This window comes from Streptomyces sp. NPDC057307 (assembly GCF_042667665.1).
GTDB lineage: Bacteria > Actinomycetota > Actinomycetes > Streptomycetales > Streptomycetaceae > Streptomyces.
The window spans coordinates 12,130-31,094 of the sequence record NZ_JBHUZM010000017.1; the positions used below are offsets into that span (position 1 = coordinate 12,130).

An 18,965-nucleotide genomic window follows, 5' to 3' on the forward strand; every position below is an offset into this window, starting at 1 on the left:
GTCCCCGCGACGCCCCCGTGGCCGTCAGGCCAGGCTGTCGCGCCACGCGCGGTGCAGGCCCGCGAACCGGCCCACGCCGCCGATCAGTTCGGCCGGGGAGCCGTCCTCCACGACGCGGCCGTGCTCCATCACCAGCACCCGGTCCGCGATCTCGACGGTCGACAGACGGTGCGCGATCACCACCGCCGTACGGCCGTTGAGCACCGTGTCCATCGCCCGCTGCACCGCACGCTCGCCGGGGATGTCGAGGGAACTGGTCGCCTCGTCCAGGATCAGTACGGAGGGGTCGGCGAGCAGCGCACGGGCGAAGGCCACCAACTGGCGCTGGCCCGCAGAGATCCGGCCACCCCGCTTCCGTACGTCCGTGTCGTACCCCTCGGGCAGCAGGCTGATGAAATCGTGCGCGCCGATGGCCTTCGCCGCACGCTCGATGTCGTCGCGCGACGCGTCGGGACGGCCGATCGCGATGTTCTCGGCGACCGTGCCGGAGAAGAGGAACGCCTCCTGGGTCACCATCACGACGCCGCGCCGCAGCTCGGGGGTGTCCAGATCCCGCAGGTCGGTGCCGTCGAGCAGGACACGGCCCTCGCTGGGGTCGTAGAACCGGGCCAGCAGTTTGGCCAGCGTCGACTTGCCCGCGCCGGTCGATCCGACCACGGCGACCGTCTGGCCGGCCGGGATCGTCAGATCGAAGCGGGGCAGGACCTCACCGCCCGTACGGTACGAGAAGCTCACCGACTCGAAGACGACCTCCCGGCCCGGCTGCCCGCCCGTCAGCTCCGGCAGCGGGCGGGGGTCCGCCGCCTCCGGTACGGACGGGGTCTGCGCCAGCAGGCCCGCGATCTTCTCCAGCGAGGCGGCCGCCGACTGGTACGAGTTGAGGAACATCCCGAGCCGGTCGATCGGGTCGTACAGCCTCCGCAGGAACAGCACCGACGCGGCGAGCACCCCGAGGGCGAGCGTGCCGTCGGCCACCCGGTAGGCGCCCCACAGCACGATCCCGGCGACGGCGATGTTCGCGACGCCCCGTGAACCGACCACGTAGCGCGCCATCTCAAGGATCGCGTCGCCGTTGGTGCGCTCGTGGTGGTGGTTGAGCGCGTGGAAGTCGGCGTCGTTGGCGCCCTCGCGGCGGAACGCCTGGACGGGCCTGATGCCGTTCATCGTCTCCGCGAACTTCACGATCACCGCGGCGATGGCGGTGGAGCGCTTGCCGAAGATGGCGCCGGCCCGGTGCTGGTACAGCCGCACCAGCCCGTACAGCGGTACGAAGGAGGCGACCGCGAGTCCGCCGATGCCGAGGTCCAGATAGAGCAGCATCGCCGAGATGTAGACGAAGGCGAGCACGACCGCGATCAGTTCCTGGAGCCCTTCGGCGAGCAGCTCGCGCAGCGACTCGACGTCCGTGGTGGAGCGGGAGATCAGCCGGCCCGAGGTGTAGCGCTCGTGGAAGTCCACACTCAGCGCCTGGGCATGGCGGAAGATCCGGCCGCGCAGATCGAGGAGCACGTCCTGGTTGACGCGGGCCGACGCGCGGATGAAGGCGTACTGGAAGATCCCGGCTCCGGCGGCGCAGAGCAGATAGCCGACGCCGACCGCGATCAGCGGGCCGTTGTCGTCGGCACGGAAGGCGGGCACGCCGCGGTCGATGGCGTACGCGACGAGCAACGGGCCCGCCTGCACGGCGGCTTGCTGGAGCAGCAGGAACAGCGCGGCGACGACGACCCGGCCGCGCCGGGCGCTCAGCAGCGACCGGAGCAGCGCCCCGGTGGCACCGGGCGGCGCGGGCAGCGCGTCCTGGGCGAAGGGGTCGCCGTCCAAGGAGGCGGGCCGGTGCTCGACGGGCGAGTCGGCGGCGGGGCCGCTCGCGGTGCCGCCGCGCGGGCCCTGTTCGCCGCCGGTGGTCGTGAGCGCGGCGACGCCGGTGCCGCTGTCCGCCCGGCCGTCGCCGACGCCCTTCGCGATGCGGGCGCCCTTCCCGATGCGGGCGCCCGACGGCTTCGTACCGGCGGTGTGTTCCGCGCCGTGGGCGCCTGAACCGGCCCGGGGGGTGTCGTGCGGTCCCGACCCGGTCGGGCCGACGCCCGTGAGCGTGTCCGCTCCGGTGCCCGCCCCCTCGGCCCCCTCGTCGTCCGGTCCCGGTGGGCCGTCGGTCGTGGTCGTCGGCGACGACGTCATCGCATGCTCCCCTCGACGGCTTCCGCCCCCATGTCGCTTCCCGCGTCCGGCGCGGCCTTCCCGGCCGAAACCGGCTTCACGTCCGCCCCCGTCCCCTCGTCCGTCCGCGCGTCCGCCCCCGACATCAGCCACGCGTACTCCGCGTTGCTCCGCAGGAGTTCGTGGTGCGTCCCCACCGCCGTGATCCGGCCGTCCGAGATCAGCGCCACCCGGTCCGCCAGCATCACCGTCGACGGCCGGTGCGCCACGACCAGTGCCGTCGTCTCCTCCAGCACCCGGCGCAGGGCCGCCTCCACCAGCGCCTCCGTATGGACGTCGAGCGCGGACAGCGGATCGTCGAGCACCAGGAAGCGCGGTCTGCCCACCACCGCCCGCGCCAGCGCCAGCCGTTGCCGCTGGCCGCCGGAGAGGCTGAGCCCCTGCTCGCCGACCTCCGTGTGCACGCCCTGCGGCAGCTCCTGGACGAAGTCCGCCTGCGCCACGTCCAGCGCCCGCAGCAGCGCCGTGTCGTCGGCGCTCTCCGCGCCCATCCGGACGTTCTCCCCGACCGTCGCCGAGAAGAGGGTCGGCTCCTCGAAGGCCACCGAGACCAGCTCACGCAGCCGCTGCCGGGGCATCAGCGTGATGTCCTCCCCGTCGAGCGTGATCCGCCCGCCCGTCGCCTCGTGCAGCCGGGGCACCAGCGCGGTGAGTGTCGTCTTGCCGGAGCCCGTCGCGCCGACGAGCGCCATGGTCTCGCCGGACCTGATGTGCAGGTCCACCTCGGCCAGTACGGGCACGGACCCGGCCTCCGCGTCGGGATACCGGAACGACACGCCCTCGAAGCGCAGCCCGTCCGGCCCACCGCCCACGGCCGCCACCGACCCGGCCGTGTCCGCCGTCTCCTCCTTGGCGTCCATCACCTCGAAGTACCGCTCCGTCGCGGTCGCCGACTCCTGGCTCATCGCCAGCAGGAAGCCGATCGACTCCACCGGCCAGCGCAGCGCCAGCGCCGTCGACAGGAAGGCGACCAGCGTGCCCGTCGAGAGATGCCCGTCGGCGACCTGGACCGTGCCCAGCACCAGCGCCGCGCCGATCGCCACCTCCGGGATGACCATGATCAGCGCCCAGATGCCCGCCAGCAGCCGGGCCTTGCCCAGCTCCGTACCGCGCAGCCGCTCCGCGAGCGCCCGGAACGCGACGGCCTGGCTGCGGTGCCGGCCGAAGCCCTTCACGATCCGTACGCCGAGAACGCTCTCCTCGACCACCGTCGTCAGATCGCCCACCTGGTCCTGCGCCTTGCGCGCCACCAGTGAGTACTTCGCCTCGAAGACCGAACAGAGAACGACCAGCGGCACCACCGGCGCCAGCAGCACCAGCCCCAGCGTCCACTCCTGCATCAGCAGAATCAGGAACCCGACCAGGATCGTCGTCCCGTTCACCAGCAGGAAGGTCAGCGGAAAGGCCAGAAACATCCGCAGCAGCATCAGGTCCGTCGTACCGCGCGACAGCAACTGCCCCGAGGGCCACCGGTCGTGGAAGGCGATCGGCAGCCGCTGGAGATGCCGGTAGAGATCCGCCCGCATCGCCGCCTCGACCCCCGCCAGGGGCCTCGCCACCAGCCACCGCCGCAAGCCGAACAGCAGCGCCTCCAGAATCCCGAGCACCAGCAGATACAGCGCGCCGAGCCAGATGCCGCCCTTGTCACCGTCCGCGATCGGGCCGTCGACCATCCACTTCAGTACGAGGGGGATGACCAGGCCCAGACACGAGGCCAGCACCGCGACGAACGCCGCGCCGAACAGGCGCACACGCACCGGCCGTACATACGGCCAGAGCCTGAGCAGCGAACGCACGGCGGAGCGTTTCCGGACGGCTGAGCTGTCCTTGGCGGATACATCTTCGGAGGGGGGCATCAGGGGCGAGCCTACGTATCACCACTGACACTGCCCACCGATTTCCGGCTGTCCTGGGCATCAACCGATCGGTTGATACGAGGTCGAGCGCGATGGCCGATGCCGCTCCCGGCCGTTCGAGGAGATGCTGCTGCCATGGCGATTATCGAAGTCAACGGCCTGCGCAAGGCCTACGGGGGAAAGCCCGCCGTCGACGGTGTCGGATTCACCGTCGAGGAGGGCGAGATCTTCGGGATCCTCGGTCCCAACGGTGCGGGCAAGACGACGACCGTCGAATGCGTCGAGGGGCTCCGGGTCCCCGACGCCGGTACGGTCCGGGTCGCCGGACTCGATCCGGTCCGCGACCACCGGCGAGTCACCCAGCTCCTCGGCGCCCAGCTCCAGGAGAGCGAACTCCAGGCGAAGCTCACGGTGCGCGAGGCGCTGGAGCTGTACTCCGCGTTCTACCCCAAGCCCGTCGACTGGCGTCCGCTCGCCGCCCGCCTCGGTCTTGAGGCCAAACTCACGACACGCTTCGCCAAGCTCTCCGGCGGCCAGAAGCAGCGCCTGTTCATCGCGCTGGCCCTGATCGGCGGCCCACGCGTGGTGGTGCTCGACGAACTGACCACCGGCCTCGACCCGCGCGCCCGCCGCGACACCTGGAGCCTGATCGAGGAGATACGGGACTCCGGGGTGACGGTGCTGCTGGTCACGCACTTCATGGAAGAGGCGCAGCGGCTCTGCGACCGGATCGCCGTGATCGACCGGGGGAAGGTCGCCGCGCTCGACACCCCGTCCGGGCTGATCGCGCGCTCGACCGCGTCCACCGTCATCTCCTTCACGCCGTCGGAGCCCCTGCGCGACGAGGACCTGGCCGCGCTGCCGAAGGCGGCGTCCGTGGAGACGCAGGGCGACCGGATCGTCATCAACGGCACCGACGACACCGTCAACGCGGTCATCACCCTGCTCGCCCGGCACCGCATCACGGCGCACCAGCTCCGGGTCAGCGAGGCGACGCTGGACGACGCGTTCCTCGACCTGACCGAGAACGGCACCGGCACGGACGCCGGCACGGACACCCGTAGCGACACCGCCGCCGCCGGCACTGGCACCGGCACCGGCACGAGCGCACCCGCCGTCGCCCCCTCCGCACCGCAGCCCGAAGAGAGGGTCTGACATGGCCTCCGCCTCCACCGCCGTCCTCAAGACCGAGGCGCGCCTGCTGACCCGCGAGCCCGGCGTGCTCTTCTGGCTCGTCGCCTTCCCGACCCTCCTGATGGTGATCCTCGGGCTGATCCCGGGCTTCGACGAGCCCGACTCCGACCTGGGCGGCCGGCGGGCCATCGACCTGTACGTCCCCGTCGCCGCCCTGCTCGCCGTGATCGTGGCCGGACTCCAGGCCGTGCCGCCGATCCTGATCGGCTACCGCGAGCGCGGCATCCTGCGCCGTATGTCCACGACGCCCGTGCGGCCCGGCACGCTGCTCACCTCGCAGATCGTCCTGCTGGGCGGCGGTGCGCTCGCCTCCGCCGCGCTGGTGATCGCCGTCGGCAGGATCGCCTTCGGGGTGGCGCTGCCGGGGCAGCTCGTCGGCTATCTGCTGGCGCTGTTCCTCGCGACCGTCGCCGCCCTGGCGATGGGTGGTCTGGTCTGCGCGATCGCCCCCACGCAGCGGGCGGGCCAGGCCATCGGCTCGGCCCTGTTCTTCCCCTCGATGTTCACCGCGGGTGTGTGGCTGCCGGTCCAGCAGATGCCCGACCTGCTGCGGGACATCGTCAGCTACTCACCCATGGGCGCCGCGTCCGAGGCCCTCGACGCCGCCATGCGCGGCGGCTGGCCGCACTGGGCGGACCTGGGCGTGCTGGCCCTGTGGGCGGTCGTACTGACCGCGGGCGCCGCCCGCTGGTTCCGCTGGGAATGACGGTCCGCCGCCGCCACCGCCACCGCCACCGGGAGCAGGGGCACACTGTGGGGATGACGACAGCCGGGGCGGCACGCCCGCCGGTCTCCGTGGAGGAGCGGTGGGAGCAGTTCTACCGGTGGGGTCCGTACGCCCTGCTGACGCTCTCCACCGTGATCTCGACCCTCGGCGCGAACGCCGTCGGAATGACCCGGGCCCAGCGGTACACGGCCGTGGCGCTGGTCGTCCTCGCCGTCGCCCTGCACCTGTGGTGGGGCCGGATCGAGCACGATCAGCCGATGCGCGGCCGCGAGCCGACGACCGCCGGCGGGCTCTACTACGCGATACGCACCGTGGTCGCCTTCGTCCTCACCTGGCTCAACCCGTTCTTCGCGATCTACGCCGTTCTCGGCTACTTCGACAGCGGCCACCTGCTGCCGAAACGCGCCGTCCGCGCCGGACTCCTCGTCTACGCCGTGATCATGTCGGGCTCGCAGTCCGGGGGCCTGCCGCCCGCCAACACTCTCCAGTGGGTCCTCTTCGGCGGGCTGCTCCTCCTCAACGGCTCCCTCACCTCCGTGTTCGCCCATCTCGCCCGCGGGGAGGCCGAGATCGCCGCCGAGCGGGCCACCACCATCACCGAGCTGGAACAGGCCAACGCCCGCCTGGAACAGGCCCTGGAGGAGAACGCCGGTCTGCACGCCCAGCTCCTCGTCCAGGCCCGGGAGGCGGGCGTCGCCGACGAGCGCCGCAGGCTCGCCGCCGAGATCCACGACACCATCGCCCAGGGGCTGACCGGCATCATCGCCCAGCTCCAGGTGGTGACCGCCACCGCCGACCCCGAGCTGGCCCGCGAGCATCTGACACGCGCCGCCGCCCTCGCCCGCCACAGCCTCGGCGAGGCGCGCCGCTCGGTACGGAACCTCGGCCCGGCCGCCCTGGACCACGACACCCTCGCCGAGGCCCTCAGGAAGGCCGTCGCCGACTGGGGCGAGCGGACCGGGGTGGCCGCCCGGTTCACCGTCACCGGCACCGAGGAACCCCTCCACGACGAGGTCGCCGCCACCCTGCTGCGCATCGCCCAGGAAGCCCTCGCCAACACCGCCAAGCACGCCGCGGCCGGCCGGGCCGGCGTCACCCTCTCGTACATGGGCGACGAGATCACCCTCGACGTACGGGACGACGGCCGCGGCTTCGACCCGCTGGTGCTGCGCCCGCGCTCCGGCTCGAACGGGTTCGGGCTCGACGGCATGCGGGCCCGCGCGGAGCGCATCGCGGGCACCGTCACCGTCGAGTCGGAGGAGGGCGGCGGCGGTACGGCGGTCTCGGCCCGCGTACCTTTGGTACGCCATGGCTGAGCGGACCATCACCCTGATCGTCGTCGACGACCATCCCGTCGTACGGGACGGTCTGCGCGGCATGTTCGAATCGGCCGCCGGCTTCGAGGTGCTGGGCGAGGCGTCCGGCGGTGTCGAGGGCGTCGAGCTGGCCCTCCGGCTGGACCCGGACGTCGTCCTGATGGACCTGCGGATGCCGCAGGGCGGCGGCGTCGCCGCCATCGCGGCGCTGACCGGGCAGCGGGCCCGCTCCAAGGTCCTCGTCCTCACCACCTACGACACGGACTCCGACACCATCCCCGCGATCGAGGCGGGCGCCACCGGCTACCTCCTCAAAGACGCGCCGCGCGAGGAGCTGTTCACGGCGGTGCGGGCGGCGGCCGAGGGACGTACGGTCCTTTCGCCCGCCGTCGCGTCCCGGCTCGTCTCCCGCGTCCGTACGCCCCTCGCCGGCAACGAAGCCCTCTCGGCGCGTGAGCGCGAGGTCCTCGAACTCGTCGCGCGGGGCACGTCGAACCGGGAGATCGCCGCCGAGCTGTTCATCAGCGAGGCGACGGTGAAGACCCATCTCACCCATATCTACGGCAAGTTGGGCGTCAAGGACCGGGCGGCGGCGGTCGCCGTCGGATACGACCGCAAGATCCTCGGCTGAGCCGCCTTCTTCTTGAAGAAGGCGGCCTCACCCCCGTACCCGCAGCAGGAGGACCGCCCGCGCGGGCACCGTCGTGACCGTCCCCCCTTCGAGCACCGTGCCCGGCTCCTCCTCCTGGTCCTCCGACGAGGTGTCGACCACCAGCTCGTACGACCGCGCCCACGGCGGCCCGGGCAGCGCGAAGTCCACCGGCTCCGCGCCCGAGTGCAGCACCGCCAGGAAGCTGTCGTCGGTGATCTTCCGGCCGCGCGCGTCGCGCCCCGGGATGTCCCGCCCCGACAGGAACAGCCCGAGCGTCGACGCGGGCGCGTACCAGTCGTGCTCCGTCATCTCCTTGCCGTCCGGCCGGAACCACGCCAGGTCGCGCAGCCCGTCGGGCGCCTGCGCGCGGCCGGAGAAGAACGCGCGGCGGCGCAGCACCGGATGGGCCTGCCGCAGCGCCAGCAGCCGCCTGGTGAGCCGGTAGAGGCCGTACGAGCCCGGCTGGTCGAGCAGTGACCAGTCGAGCCAGCTGGTCTCGTTGTCCTGGCAGTACGCGTTGTTGCTGCCGCCCTGCGTACGGCCCAGCTCGTCGCCCGCCACGAGCATCGGCACACCGGTCGACAGCAGCAGGGTCGTGAGCAGATTGCGCAGCTGGCGCCGGCGCAGCGCGTTGATCCCGGGGTCGTCGGTCTCGCCCTCCACGCCGCAGTTCCACGCGCGGTTGTCGTCCGTGCCGTCCCTGTTGCCCTCGCCGTTGGCCTCGTTGTGCTTGTGCTCGTAACTGACGAGGTCGCGCAGCGTGAAACCGTCGTGCGCGGTGACGAAGTTGACGGAGGCGTACGGCCGCCGGCCGCCCCACGCGTACAGGTCGCTCGACCCGGACAGCCGGTAACCCAGATCCCGTACGTCGGGTGTGGCACCGCGCCAGAAGTCGCGCACGGCGTCCCGGTAGCGGTCGTTCCACTCCGTCCACAGCGGCGGGAACGCCCCGACCTGGTAGCCGCCGTCCCCGACGTCCCACGGCTCGGCGATGAGCTTCACCCGCCGCAGCACCGGATCCTGCGCGATGACCGCCAGGAAGGGCGACAGCATGTCGACGTCGTGCATGGAGCGGGCCAGCGCCGCCGCCAGGTCGAAGCGGAAACCGTCCACGCCCATCTCGGTGACCCAGTACCGCAGCGAGTCCGTGATCAGCCGCAGGACCTGCGGCTGGACGACGTCGAGGGTGTTGCCGCAGCCCGTGTAGTCGGCGTATCGGCGGGCGTCGGGCTGGAGGCGGTAGTAGCCGCGGTTGTCTATGCCGCGCAGCGACAGCGTCGGGCCGAGTTCGCCGGCCTCCGCCGTGTGGTTGTAGACGACGTCGAGGATGACCTCGATCCCGGCGTCGTGCAGGGCGCGCACCATCTGTTTGAACTCGTCGACCTGCTGGCCGCGCGTGCCGCCCGCGGCGTAGTCGGCGTGCGGGGCGAAGTAGCCGATGGAGTTGTAGCCCCAGTAGTTGCGCAGCCCGCGCCGCAGCAGATGGTCCTCGTGCGCGAACTGGTGCACCGGCAGCAGCTCGACCGCGGTCACCCCGAGCCGTACGAGATGGTCGATCGCCGCCGGGTGGGCGAGCCCCGCGTACGTGCCGCGCAGCTCGTCGGGGATGCCCGGATGGCGCATGGTGAAGCCGCGGACGTGCAGCTCGTAGATGACCGTGTCCGCCCAGGGCGTCTTGGGGCGCCGGTCGTCGGCCCACTCGTCGTCGGGAGAGTCGTCGTGGACGACGACGCCCTTGGGGACGTACGGCGCCGAGTCGTGCTCGTCGCGCACCGTGTCGGCGACGTGCTGCTGCGGCCAGTCGCGCACATGGCCGTACACCTCGGGCGGCAGCCCGAAGTCGCCGTCGACGGCGCGGGCGTACGGGTCGAGCAGCAGCTTCGCCGGATTCCACCGGGCGCCCGTCCAGGGGTCCCAGCGGCCGTGCACACGGAAGCCGTACCGCTGCCCGGGGCGCACGTCGGGCACGAAGCCGTGCCAGATCTCGTGCGTCAGCTCCGTCAGTGGAAGGCGGGTCTCGACGACACCGCCTCCTACGGAGGCCGCGTCGCCGTCGCTTCCTCCTACTACAGAGGGCGCGTCGTCGAAGAGGCACAGTTCCACGGCCTCGGCGCCGCCCGCCCAGAGGGCGAAGTTCGTCCCCGCGACCCCGTCGGGGCCGACCCGGAAGCGCGCCCCCAGCGGTGTCGGCGCCCCGGGCCACACCTCGGGCGGGGGAGCGGCGGAGGCCGCCTCCCCGACGGCCTCCGGCGCACTCCCGCTCTTCCTCTCGCCCTCTTCGACCGGATCTCTCACGTGATCCATCATCGGATCCGGGACCGGTTCCCGCACTGTCTCCTGCTCGGCTGCGCTCGCCACCTGTCAGGCCTCCCGGCTCGTCGGCCCCGCGCATCCGGCAGCCACGGCGTCCCGGCCGTGGCTGCTCCTCGCGTGGTCCTCCCACCTGTTCTGCCCGCCGGAAGGCCCGCACTCACGTTTCCCTCCGAGGGGGGTAGTCGTTGGGCGGGTCGTGACACACGTACTGAAGCGGGCAGGGACCGGCGTGGCCGCCGTCCTGACATGGGCAGGACTGATGGCGGGGCTGGCCGGACTGACGGGATGCACCGTCGGCGAGACCTTCACCGAAAGCAAGTCCCCGGCGCCCGGGGACACGATCCGGATCAGCCCCGAGGACGGGGCCAAGAACATCAAGCGCGGCGACCGGATCGAGGTGAGGATCCCGGACGGCCGGCTGGAGCGGGTCGAGGTCGCACGGGTCGACGGCGCGCAGCGTACGGAGCTGCCGGGCCGGACCTCCGACGACGGGCTCGTGTGGTCGCCGGAGGCGGACGCGCGCGTCGTGCTCGCCGCCCGGTACAGCGTCGACGTGGTCGCCGTGGACGGCGAGGGCCGCCGCTCGGCCCGGCACTCGACCTTCACCACCGCCGTGCCGAAGCATCGTTTCATCGGCTACTTCAAGCCCGAGAACCGCTCGACCGTCGGCACCGGCATGATCGTCTCCTTCGACTTCAACCGGAAGATCGAGAACCGGGCCGCCGTCCAGCGCGCCATCCACATCACGTCGGACCCGCCGGTCGAGGTCGTCGGTCACTGGTTCGGCAGCCAGCGCCTGGACTTCCGGCCCCGCGAGTACTGGAAGCCGGGCACCGAGGTCACGGTCGACCTGCGGCTGCGGGACGTGCAGGCGGCGCCGGGAGTCTTCGGCATCCAGGAGAAGAAGGTCGGCTTCACGGTCGGCCGCTCCCAGGTGTCCCTCGTCGACGCGGAGAGACACACCATGGAGGTACGGCGGAACGGCGCGCTGGTCTCGACGGTGCCGATCACGGCGGGGGCGCCCAAGACCACGACGTACAACGGGAAGATGGTCGTCACCGAGCTGTACGACGTGACGCGGATGAACGGCGCGACGGTGGGCTTCGGCGGTGAGTACGACATCAAGGACGTGCCGCACGCGCTGCGGCTGACGACGTCGGGGACCTTCCTCCACGGCAACTACTGGGCCACTCCCGACACCTTCGGCTCGGCCAACGTCAGTCACGGGTGTGTCGGTCTGCGTGACGTCAAGGGCGGCAGCGCGGACACCCCGGCGGGCTGGTTCTTCGACAGGACGCTCGTCGGCGATGTCGTGGAAGTGGTCAACTCACCGGACAGGACCGTCGATCCGGACAACGGGCTGAGTGGCTGGAACCTCGACTGGCGGAAGTGGAAGGCGGGTTCCGCGGTCGCCGGCTGACGGCGAGGGGCCGTACCCATTCCCTCGCACCCACCCCCACCTGCGTGACCGTCCCCGATTCCGCCGGACGTTGGAACGGAACAGTGACAATCCCGGGGAGTCCGGGACGGCTCGCGGTGTGATTGTCTAGCGCCGTGCGCGCGAGCAAAGCGCGCGGGGGTGTGGAGCCCGGTCGTGCGTTGTTCGCACCTGGCTCCAGAGGCCGTGGTGGGACCCGGCCGTGTGAGGGGAGACGACCATTGAACGGGCAGCCGATATCGGGGGCATCGGCGAAAGCCGGCCGCGGACGGGGCAGAGGACTGACGGCGTTCGCGCTGGGGAGCCTGTTGCTTTTCGTGACGGCATGCGGCGGAGGCGGCGATTCCGGCGCGGGCGGTGACGGGAAGGGCGAGAAGGACAGCGGGAAGGTCGAGAACGCCGCCTCCCAGGCCGTCGTCACGGTCGCTCCCAAGGACGGCGCGAAGTCGGTCGCGACGAGCGGCGCGCTCAAGATAAGCGCGAGCAAGGGCAAGTTGACGACCGTCACCGTCGAGGACGGCAAGGGCAACGCGGTCGACGGCAAGATAGCCGCCGACGGCACGGCCTGGGAGCCGGCCCGGCATCTGGCCGGTGCCACCAAGTACATGGTCCACGCGATAGCCAAGGACTCCGAGGGCCGGGTGTCGGCGAAGGACACCACGTTCACCACCCTCGTACCGAAGAACACCTTCATCGGTCACTACACGCCCGAGGACGGCTCGACGGTCGGCGTCGGCATGCCGGTCTCGCTCAACTTCACCCGGGGGATCACCGATCCCGAGGCAGTGGAGAAGGCCGTCAAGGTGACCGCCGAGCCGTCGGTCCCCGTCGAGGGCCACTGGTTCGGCAACGACCGGCTGGACTTCCGCCCCGAGAAGTACTGGGCCGCCGGCACGAAGGTCACCGTGGAGCTCAACCTCGACGGCGTCGAGGGACGGCCCGGCGTGTACGGCGAGCAGTCCAAGACGGTGAAGTTCACCATCGGCCGCTCCATGGTCTCCACGGTGGACGCCAAGGCCAAGACGATGAAGGTCGTCAAGGACGGCAAGGAGATCAAGAAGGTCAACATCACGGCCGGCGCCCCGTCGACCACGACGTACAACGGGCAGATGGTCATCAGCGAGAAGCACAAGGTGACGCGGATGAACGGCGCCACGGTGGGCTTCGGCGGTGAGTACGACATCAAGGACGTGCCGCACGCGATGCGGCTGTCCACGTCGGGCACCTTCATCCACGGCAACTACTGGGCGTCCGCGGGGACGTTCGGCTCGGCCAACGTCAGCCACGGGTGCGTCGGACTGCGCGACGTCCGGGGCGGCTACGACAAGAACATGCCGTCCGCCTGGTTCTACGACCAGTCGATCATCGGCGACGTGGTGATCGTGAAGAACTCCAACGACAAGAACATCGCCCCGGACAACGGCCTCAACGGCTGGAACATGTCCTGGGCCGAGTGGACGAAGTAGTCCACGACGGATCCCGAGGGCCCGGCGCACCCCCACCAGGGGCGCCGGGCCCTTCCGCGCTCCTGGGCGCAGGTCGCAGGTCGTGGGTCACGGGTCGTGGGTCACGGGCGACGGGCCGCCGGTCCCGGACAGGACCTAATCTGCCTCGTATGTCATCTGTGAATCTCGAAGTCTCCGGCGGCGTCGGCACCATCAGGCTCGACCGCCCGCCCATGAACGCGCTGAACATCGCGATCCAGGACCGGCTCCGTGAACTCGCCGCCGAGGCCGGCCGCCGCGACGACGTCAGGGCCGTGATCCTCTACGGCGGCGAGAAGGTGTTCGCCGCCGGCGCGGACATCAAGGAGATGCGCGACATGGACCACGCGGCGATGGTCGTACGCTCCCGGGCACTCCAGGAGTCGTTCACGGCCGTGGCGCGGATCCCCAAGCCCGTGGTCGCCGCCGTCACCGGCTACGCGCTGGGAGGCGGCTGCGAGTTGGCGCTGTGCGCCGACTTCCGGATCGCCGCCGACAACGCGAAGCTCGGCCAGCCCGAGATCCTGCTCGGCCTGATCCCGGGCGCGGGCGGCACCCAGCGCCTCGCCCGGCTGATCGGCCCCTCCAAGGCCAAGGACCTCATCTTCACCGGCCGTCAGGTGAAGGCGCCCGAGGCGCTCGCGCTGGGGCTCGTGGACCGCGTCGTACCGGCGGAGGAGGTGTACGAGCAGGCGCACGCGTGGGCCTCGCGGCTCGCCCGGGGACCCGCCCTGGCGCTGCGGGCGGCGAAGGAGACCGTGGACGCCGGCCTGGAGACGGATCTGGAGACGGGTCTCGCGCTCGAACGCAACTGGTTCGCGGGCCTGTTCGCCACCGAGGACCGCGAGCGCGGCATGCGCAGCTTCGTCGAGGACGGGCCGGGCAAGGCCAAGTTCCTCTGAGCACGGCCCGGTTGAGCACGATCCGGTTGCGCGCCACCCCGGTTGGACAACGGAAGCGTGTGCGTCAACCTCGTGCCCGGCTCAGCTCCGCCTTAAAGCAAGCTTAAGGCGGAGCGGTCGATCACATCAGGTGATCACCCGTGCGTGACGTGTTATCGCAGATCAGGATGGGTAAGAGAGTCGGCTTCCTGCCATGGTCATATGCCAAACCCGTCCAGGGGGGTGGGTCGTTCGGGGGTGCGGATTCCCCCGGAACGCCCCCGAGGGCCCGCCTGGGCAGCCATGATGGACGCATGGCGGGCCTTGAGGGTGTGGAACAACCGCGGCACGGCGGCGACGCGACCGCTACGCGATTGACTCCGGCCGTCGAGGACGAACAGGCGCGCGGCGTGCTCGAACTGTTCGGCAACCCGACGGAAGGGGAAGTCCGGCTGCCCTCCCGCCCCGAATCCGCCCTCGCCGCGCGCAGGCTCACCCATATCGTGGTGTTACGGCAGTGGGCGCTGACCCCGCAGATGGCCGAGCACGCGGTGCTGCTCGTCTCCGAACTCGTCGGCAACGCCGTACGGCACACCGGCGCCCGCGTCTTCGGCCTGCGGATGCTGCGCCGCCGCGGCTGGATCCGCGTGGAGGTCAGGGACCCCTCCCGGGGCCTGCCGTGCCTGCTGCCGGTGCGCGAGATGGACACCAGCGGGCGGGGGCTGTTCCTGGTGGACAAGCTCTCCGACCGGTGGGGCGTGGATCTGCTGCCGCGCGGCAAGACGACGTGGTTCGAGATGCGGGTCTCCGACCGCCATCCGTGATCAGGCCGTGATCAGGCCGTCAACCCGGCTCTGAATCCCGTCCCGAACCAGGCCCTGAACCCCGCCCCGGAGCCTTCGCCGGGCTGCCGCCGAGCAGGCACCGGCGTGCCGATAATCTGACCCTGTCAGTAGGGCACAAGAAGGGGCGGAAGCAGTGGCGGACAACGAAGAGGCGCGCAAGGCGTTCGACCGTTTCGACGCGAACAGCGACGGGCTGATCACGGCGTCGGAGTACAAGAGCGCGATGGCGCAGCTCGGCGACTTCCATGTGACGGAGACCGTCGCCCAGGCCGTGATCAACGCCCACGACTCCAACAACGACGGGCTCCTGACCTTCGAGGAATTCCTGGCGTCCCGCGCACAGCGCTGAGCCGCGTCCGACGCACAGCGCCGTCCGCCCGCAGGGCGCGGCGCGCCCCACCGGTGTCTCGTCGGCGCGTGCGATCGCAAGGCGGAGGACCGGCGTTGCCCATGACCCGGCCGTACGTGGGCGACTGACGACAACGCAGGGGACACCTCCCGTGCCCGAAGGGCTACGGGGGCAGCGGGCGTCCGGGCATCGCGCGCCGGGCGGGATTCGTCAGACACGGCCCAGGGCCCGGTGGTCGCCAGGGTCCATGGGTCGCGCTTGTTCTCGGTCGCCGGACGGACCCGAAAGGCCCGTCCGGCGACCGACAACGGACCGGCCACCGCGTGGGAGGGGGCGAGGATGCCGACACGTGCCAGAGCCGTCGGCGTCGGCGGCGCCCTGCTCGCGCTGCTCGTCGTGCTGTACGGCGCGGGCCTCGCCTCGCGCGGCACCGGCGAGCTGCGCATACCCGCCGCCGGCACCACCTCCCTCCTGCGCGCCGGGGTCTTCACCGCGCTCGCGCTGCACCTCGGTGAACTGGCCGGCGCCGCACTCGCCCGCACCGGCCCGCTGCCCCGCTCCCTGGCGCTCCCCGCCGCGCTCGCCGGAGCCGCGGCGTCCGCCGGGCAGATCGTGGTCCTCGCGGTGGTCAGCGACCTCGACCTCCCGGCGACGTACGGCACCCGCGAGGGCGGCCTGCGGCTCGTCATGGCCAACGGCTTCCTGCTCGCCGCAGGCTGCGTCGCCCTCGGCCGCCCCCGCTGGGCGCTCGTCGCGCTCGCCGGCGTCATCCTCGCGGAGGCGCTGCGCGCCCACCCGGAGCCGTACACCCCGGAGTGGGGCACCGCCCTCACCGTCGTCCATCTGACCGCCGCGTCCCTGTGGGCCGGCGGCCTCTGCCACGTCCTGCGCACCATGTGGCTGCGGCGCGCCATTCCGGCGGACGCCCGCGCCGTGCTGACCCGCTACGCGCGCGGCGCCGTCTGGCTGCTGGTCGTGCTGGCCGCCACCGGGACCCTGTCCACGCTGCGCCGGCTGCCCGCCGACGTGGTGGTGACGTCGGCGTACGGCCGCGTCCTGATCGCCAAGCTCGTCCTCGTCGCGGTGGCGAGCGCGCTCGCCCTGGCCGCGCGCCGGCGTCTCCTGCGCAGCCGCGACGCGCACGTGGCGGCCCGCGTCGAACTCGCCGTGCTGGCCGCCGTGGTGCTGCTCTCCGCCGTCCTCACGGTCGTCCCCGATCCGCACTGGCTCAGCACGCGCTGAGCGGGGGGAGCGGGACGGAGCGTGTGCCGGCCGCTACCTCGGTGCGGCATCCTCTGTTGGAAGACGTGGAAGACGTGGACCGGTACGAGAGAAGCAGCAGGGCGAGGGATCCGGAACGTGAAAGCAGACAACACGAACATGCTGGCCTTTGTTCGGGCACGCCTGGACGAGGAGGAGCAGGTCGCGCGGGCGGCCGGCGGGGAGCGCTGGCGGTGCCCGCCCGAGGCGCCGGGCGAGGTTCACGACCGCTCCGGCGGGATCTCGTTCAGCGTGCGGACGCACGGGTACGACCGCCACATCGCCCTCCAGGACCCGGCCCGCACGCTGCGCCGTATCGAGACGAGCAGGGTGCTTCTGGGCGAGTACGCGGAGGTCGCGCACCTGGACGTCGACCGGCCCGAGCACGACTTCCCCTCCGGCCGCGCCGTGGGACTGGGCTTCGTCGTCCGGCAGATGGCGGCCGAGCACGCCGGGCACGCCGACTACCAGGCGAAGTGGCTGCCGCGGTTCGCGCAGTAGCCGGGCGGCCCCGGAGCGGCGGTCCGTACGGGCCGCGCCGGTGGGGTTCGCGGTGCGGAACGGGCATGTCACCGCCCGTGTTCGAGAAGTGACCGTCCTGTATGCCGATCGGATATACGATCACTCAACAATGTCCGGCACGGGGGTAGTTGACGAGTCGCCCGCGTACCTGCTCAGCCACGAGCCGCCGCGGCCGACTCACCGCCGGACATCGACTTCAGCCAACTCGAAGGTTTCCCATGGTCCGATCTCCCGCCGCCCCCGTATCCGCGCCGCAGGCCCGCGGGACACGGCGCCTGTGGCCGGTCGCGCAACTGCTGGCCCTTCTCACCTTCGCCGCGGGCGTGGTTCCGCTGGCCGGGACGCACATCGGGGCGGCGGTGGCGTACGGCGCGGCCGCCCTGCTGGTCCTCGTGCTGCTGGACTCCCTGCGCAGACGGGACCGTGACGCCGCGTCGGACGCGGCCGAACTGCGGGCCGAGGTCGAGCGCGTACGGGCCGAGTCGGGCAGCCGCGAGGCCCACTGGCACAGCTACGTGCGGGGCCGAGGCGAACTGGTGCGCTCGGAGGTCGAGTTCACCGTCACGAAGCGACTGCCCGCCGCGCTCGCCCGCACCGAGATCCCGCAACCGCACCACAGCACCGAGGAGTTGGGTGCGGGCGTCGCCGAGTGGCTCGACCGGCTGCTGACCGCCGTCACCGAGGCGGCAGACGACCGCGAGGAGTCGCAGCGGCTCTCGCTGGTCGAGCTGGCGAGCCGCGTGCAGACGTCGGCGCACCGGATCCAGGCGACCGTGACCGGTCTGGCCGACCGCTACCCGGGCGACGCGGACCTGCTGGAGACCACCATGCTGGTGGACCACGCGGCGACCCAGCAGGCCCGGCACGCGCAGAGCCTCAAGGTGCTCTGCGGCGAGTGGCCCGGCCAGCAGTGGCAGCGACCGCTCGCGCTGGTGGACGTCGTGCGCGCCGCGTCCGGCCGTATCGTCGCCTTCAAGCGCGTCGAGGTCAGCGGGGACCCCGACGTGGGCGTCACCCCGTCCGTCGTGGAACCGCTGATCCACCTCATGGCCGAACTCCTCGCCAACGCGACGGAGTACTCCCCGCCGAAGACGGGCGTGCCCGTCACGGTCCGTACGGTGCAGCGCGGCGCGGTCATCGAGGTGGACGACGGCGGCCTCGGCCTGGACGAGTACCGGCTCGCCGAGGCGCGCGAGATCGTCTCGGGCCGGCGGCTCCTCGGCGTCGGCGACGTGGGCGAGATCCCGCAGACCGGCCTCGCGGTCGTGGGCCGTTTCGCCGAACGGCACGGCTTCCAGGTCGACCTCGGGCCCTCGCCGTACGGCGGTGTCCGGGCCGTGGTCCTGGTGCCGGTGGACGTACTGGAAACGCTCGCGCCCGCCGGTACGCCGAAGGGGCGGGTTCTGCCCGCCACGCAGCCCGTCCCGGAGGTTCCCGCGCCCGCGCCCGCCCCGCAGCGGGAGACGCGGCAGGATACGGCGCCCGGCGAGACGCCGCACGACGCGGCGCCGACGGCACCCGAGGCGGCCCTCGCGCCCTCCGAACCGGACCAGGCCCAGGCCCCAACCCCGCCCGCCGTCGAAGTCCCCGCCGAACTCCCCGCCCCCGCACCGGTGATCCCCCCTCCGGCGTCCGCCCCCGCCCCGCCGCGCACCGGCCGACGGCTCCCGCAGCGCCGTTCGCGGCGCGACGAGTACGCGCCCGGCGCCGAGGCCGTGGAGCCCGCCCCCACCGCCGTCACCCCACCCGGCACACCGGAAGAGGCCGGCGACTGGATGGAGCAGTTCTTCGAGGGCGGCCGGACCCTGCCGCCCCCGGACGCGTCCACCGCCGCGGACTCCACCACCGACGAGGGCCGGCCCGGCCCGTCTTCCTCCGCCAACCCCCTCCCCCCAGAAGGACAGACGTGAG

Annotated in this window: 15 protein-coding genes; 12 read left to right on the forward strand and 3 right to left on the reverse strand. The window is 72.0% G+C overall.

Annotated elements, in window-relative coordinates; genetic code table 11:
- Nucleotides 1–24: 24 nt before the first annotated feature.
- Both ACFUN8_RS09655 and ACFUN8_RS09660 read right to left on the reverse strand, forming a co-directional pair.
- Nucleotides 25–2,178, reverse strand: coding sequence for an ABC transporter ATP-binding protein (locus ACFUN8_RS09655; RefSeq protein ID WP_383633981.1), 2,154 nt, complete (start codon nt 2,176–2,178; stop codon nt 25–27).
- Nucleotides 2,175–4,073, reverse strand: a complete 1,899-nt coding sequence (locus ACFUN8_RS09660) for an ABC transporter ATP-binding protein (protein WP_383633983.1) — start codon at nt 4,071–4,073, stop codon at nt 2,175–2,177. Before ACFUN8_RS09660 ends, ACFUN8_RS09655 begins: the two co-directional genes overlap by 4 nt.
- 135 nt (nt 4,074–4,208) lie before the next feature.
- Here ACFUN8_RS09660 and ACFUN8_RS09665 point away from each other — a divergent pair, with 135 nt between their 5' ends.
- Genes ACFUN8_RS09665 through ACFUN8_RS09680 form a run of 4 tightly spaced genes read left to right on the forward strand, consistent with a single transcriptional unit; the run spans nt 4,209 to nt 7,941 of the window.
- Nucleotides 4,209–5,228 carry an ABC transporter ATP-binding protein gene (locus tag ACFUN8_RS09665; protein ID WP_383633985.1) on the forward strand — a complete coding sequence of 340 codons (1,020 nt, stop codon included), beginning with the start codon at nt 4,209–4,211 and terminating at the stop codon, nt 5,226–5,228.
- 1 nt (nt 5,229) lies between these two features.
- A complete protein-coding gene (locus tag ACFUN8_RS09670; protein ID WP_383633987.1) occupies nt 5,230–5,973 on the forward strand; it encodes an ABC transporter permease in 744 nt (247 codons plus the stop codon).
- 53 nt (nt 5,974–6,026) lie between these two features.
- The gene (locus tag ACFUN8_RS09675) at nt 6,027–7,310 is read left to right on the forward strand and encodes a sensor histidine kinase (protein ID WP_383633989.1); all 1,284 of its coding nucleotides are present in this window, start codon (nt 6,027–6,029) and stop codon (nt 7,308–7,310) included.
- Nucleotides 7,303–7,941, forward strand: a complete 639-nt coding sequence (locus ACFUN8_RS09680; protein ID WP_383633990.1) for a response regulator — start codon at nt 7,303–7,305, stop codon at nt 7,939–7,941. The genes ACFUN8_RS09675 and ACFUN8_RS09680 overlap by 8 nt, the downstream gene beginning before the upstream one ends.
- Nucleotides 7,942–7,968: 27 nt before the next feature.
- On the opposite strand, the gene glgX is transcribed toward ACFUN8_RS09680, so the two are convergent.
- A complete protein-coding gene (gene glgX, locus ACFUN8_RS09685; protein WP_383633993.1) occupies nt 7,969–10,320 on the reverse strand; it encodes a glycogen debranching protein GlgX in 2,352 nt (783 codons plus the stop codon).
- A gap of 151 nt (nt 10,321–10,471) precedes the next feature.
- Between glgX and ACFUN8_RS09690 the strand changes: the two genes are divergently transcribed.
- From ACFUN8_RS09690 to ACFUN8_RS09725, 8 genes are all read left to right on the forward strand, one after another.
- A complete protein-coding gene (locus tag ACFUN8_RS09690) occupies nt 10,472–11,695 on the forward strand; it encodes an Ig-like domain-containing protein (protein ID WP_383633995.1) in 1,224 nt (407 codons plus the stop codon).
- 239 nt (nt 11,696–11,934) lie between these two features.
- Nucleotides 11,935–13,179, forward strand: a complete 1,245-nt coding sequence (locus ACFUN8_RS09695) for an Ig-like domain-containing protein (RefSeq protein WP_383633997.1) — start codon at nt 11,935–11,937, stop codon at nt 13,177–13,179.
- A gap of 149 nt (nt 13,180–13,328) precedes the next feature.
- Entirely contained in the window at nt 13,329–14,099 is a 771-nt protein-coding gene (locus ACFUN8_RS09700) for an enoyl-CoA hydratase/isomerase family protein (protein ID WP_383633999.1), read from the forward strand.
- Between the two features lie 293 nt (nt 14,100–14,392).
- Complete coding sequence (locus ACFUN8_RS09705; protein ID WP_383634001.1) at nt 14,393–14,902, forward strand: ATP-binding protein; 510 nt, start codon at nt 14,393–14,395, stop codon at nt 14,900–14,902.
- A gap of 154 nt (nt 14,903–15,056) precedes the next feature.
- The gene (locus ACFUN8_RS09710; RefSeq protein ID WP_383634003.1) at nt 15,057–15,272 is read left to right on the forward strand and encodes an EF-hand domain-containing protein; all 216 of its coding nucleotides are present in this window, start codon (nt 15,057–15,059) and stop codon (nt 15,270–15,272) included.
- Nucleotides 15,273–15,611: 339 nt separating this feature from the next.
- The gene (locus ACFUN8_RS09715) at nt 15,612–16,514 is read left to right on the forward strand and encodes a CopD family protein (protein ID WP_383634005.1); all 903 of its coding nucleotides are present in this window, start codon (nt 15,612–15,614) and stop codon (nt 16,512–16,514) included.
- Between the two features lie 138 nt (nt 16,515–16,652).
- A complete protein-coding gene (locus ACFUN8_RS09720) occupies nt 16,653–17,033 on the forward strand; it encodes a DUF6221 family protein (protein WP_383634067.1) in 381 nt (126 codons plus the stop codon).
- 239 nt (nt 17,034–17,272) lie between these two features.
- Complete coding sequence (locus ACFUN8_RS09725; RefSeq protein WP_383634007.1) at nt 17,273–18,964, forward strand: ATP-binding protein; 1,692 nt, start codon at nt 17,273–17,275, stop codon at nt 18,962–18,964.
- The last annotated feature ends 1 nt before the right edge of the window (nt 18,965 follow it).

What these genes read in the sequence shown, in the direction of transcription:
- ACFUN8_RS09660 (WP_383633983.1), bottom strand. Translation starts at nt 4,073, where the DNA reads ATGCCCCCCTCCGAAGATGTATCCGCCAAGGACAGCTCAGCCGTCCGG.
- ACFUN8_RS09725 (WP_383634007.1), top strand. Translation starts at nt 17,273, where the DNA reads ATGGTCCGATCTCCCGCCGCCCCCGTATCCGCGCCGCAGGCCCGCGGG.
- ACFUN8_RS09705 (WP_383634001.1), top strand. Translation starts at nt 14,393, where the DNA reads ATGGCGGGCCTTGAGGGTGTGGAACAACCGCGGCACGGCGGCGACGCG.
- ACFUN8_RS09700 (WP_383633999.1), top strand. Translation starts at nt 13,329, where the DNA reads ATGTCATCTGTGAATCTCGAAGTCTCCGGCGGCGTCGGCACCATCAGG.
- ACFUN8_RS09675 (WP_383633989.1), top strand. Translation starts at nt 6,027, where the DNA reads ATGACGACAGCCGGGGCGGCACGCCCGCCGGTCTCCGTGGAGGAGCGG.
- ACFUN8_RS09665 (WP_383633985.1), top strand. Translation starts at nt 4,209, where the DNA reads ATGGCGATTATCGAAGTCAACGGCCTGCGCAAGGCCTACGGGGGAAAG.
- ACFUN8_RS09670 (WP_383633987.1), top strand. Translation starts at nt 5,230, where the DNA reads ATGGCCTCCGCCTCCACCGCCGTCCTCAAGACCGAGGCGCGCCTGCTG.
- ACFUN8_RS09715 (WP_383634005.1), top strand. Translation starts at nt 15,612, where the DNA reads ATGCCGACACGTGCCAGAGCCGTCGGCGTCGGCGGCGCCCTGCTCGCG.
- ACFUN8_RS09655 (WP_383633981.1), bottom strand. Translation starts at nt 2,178, where the DNA reads ATGACGTCGTCGCCGACGACCACGACCGACGGCCCACCGGGACCGGAC.
- ACFUN8_RS09720 (WP_383634067.1), top strand. Translation starts at nt 16,653, where the DNA reads ATGCTGGCCTTTGTTCGGGCACGCCTGGACGAGGAGGAGCAGGTCGCG.
- ACFUN8_RS09680 (WP_383633990.1), top strand. Translation starts at nt 7,303, where the DNA reads ATGGCTGAGCGGACCATCACCCTGATCGTCGTCGACGACCATCCCGTC.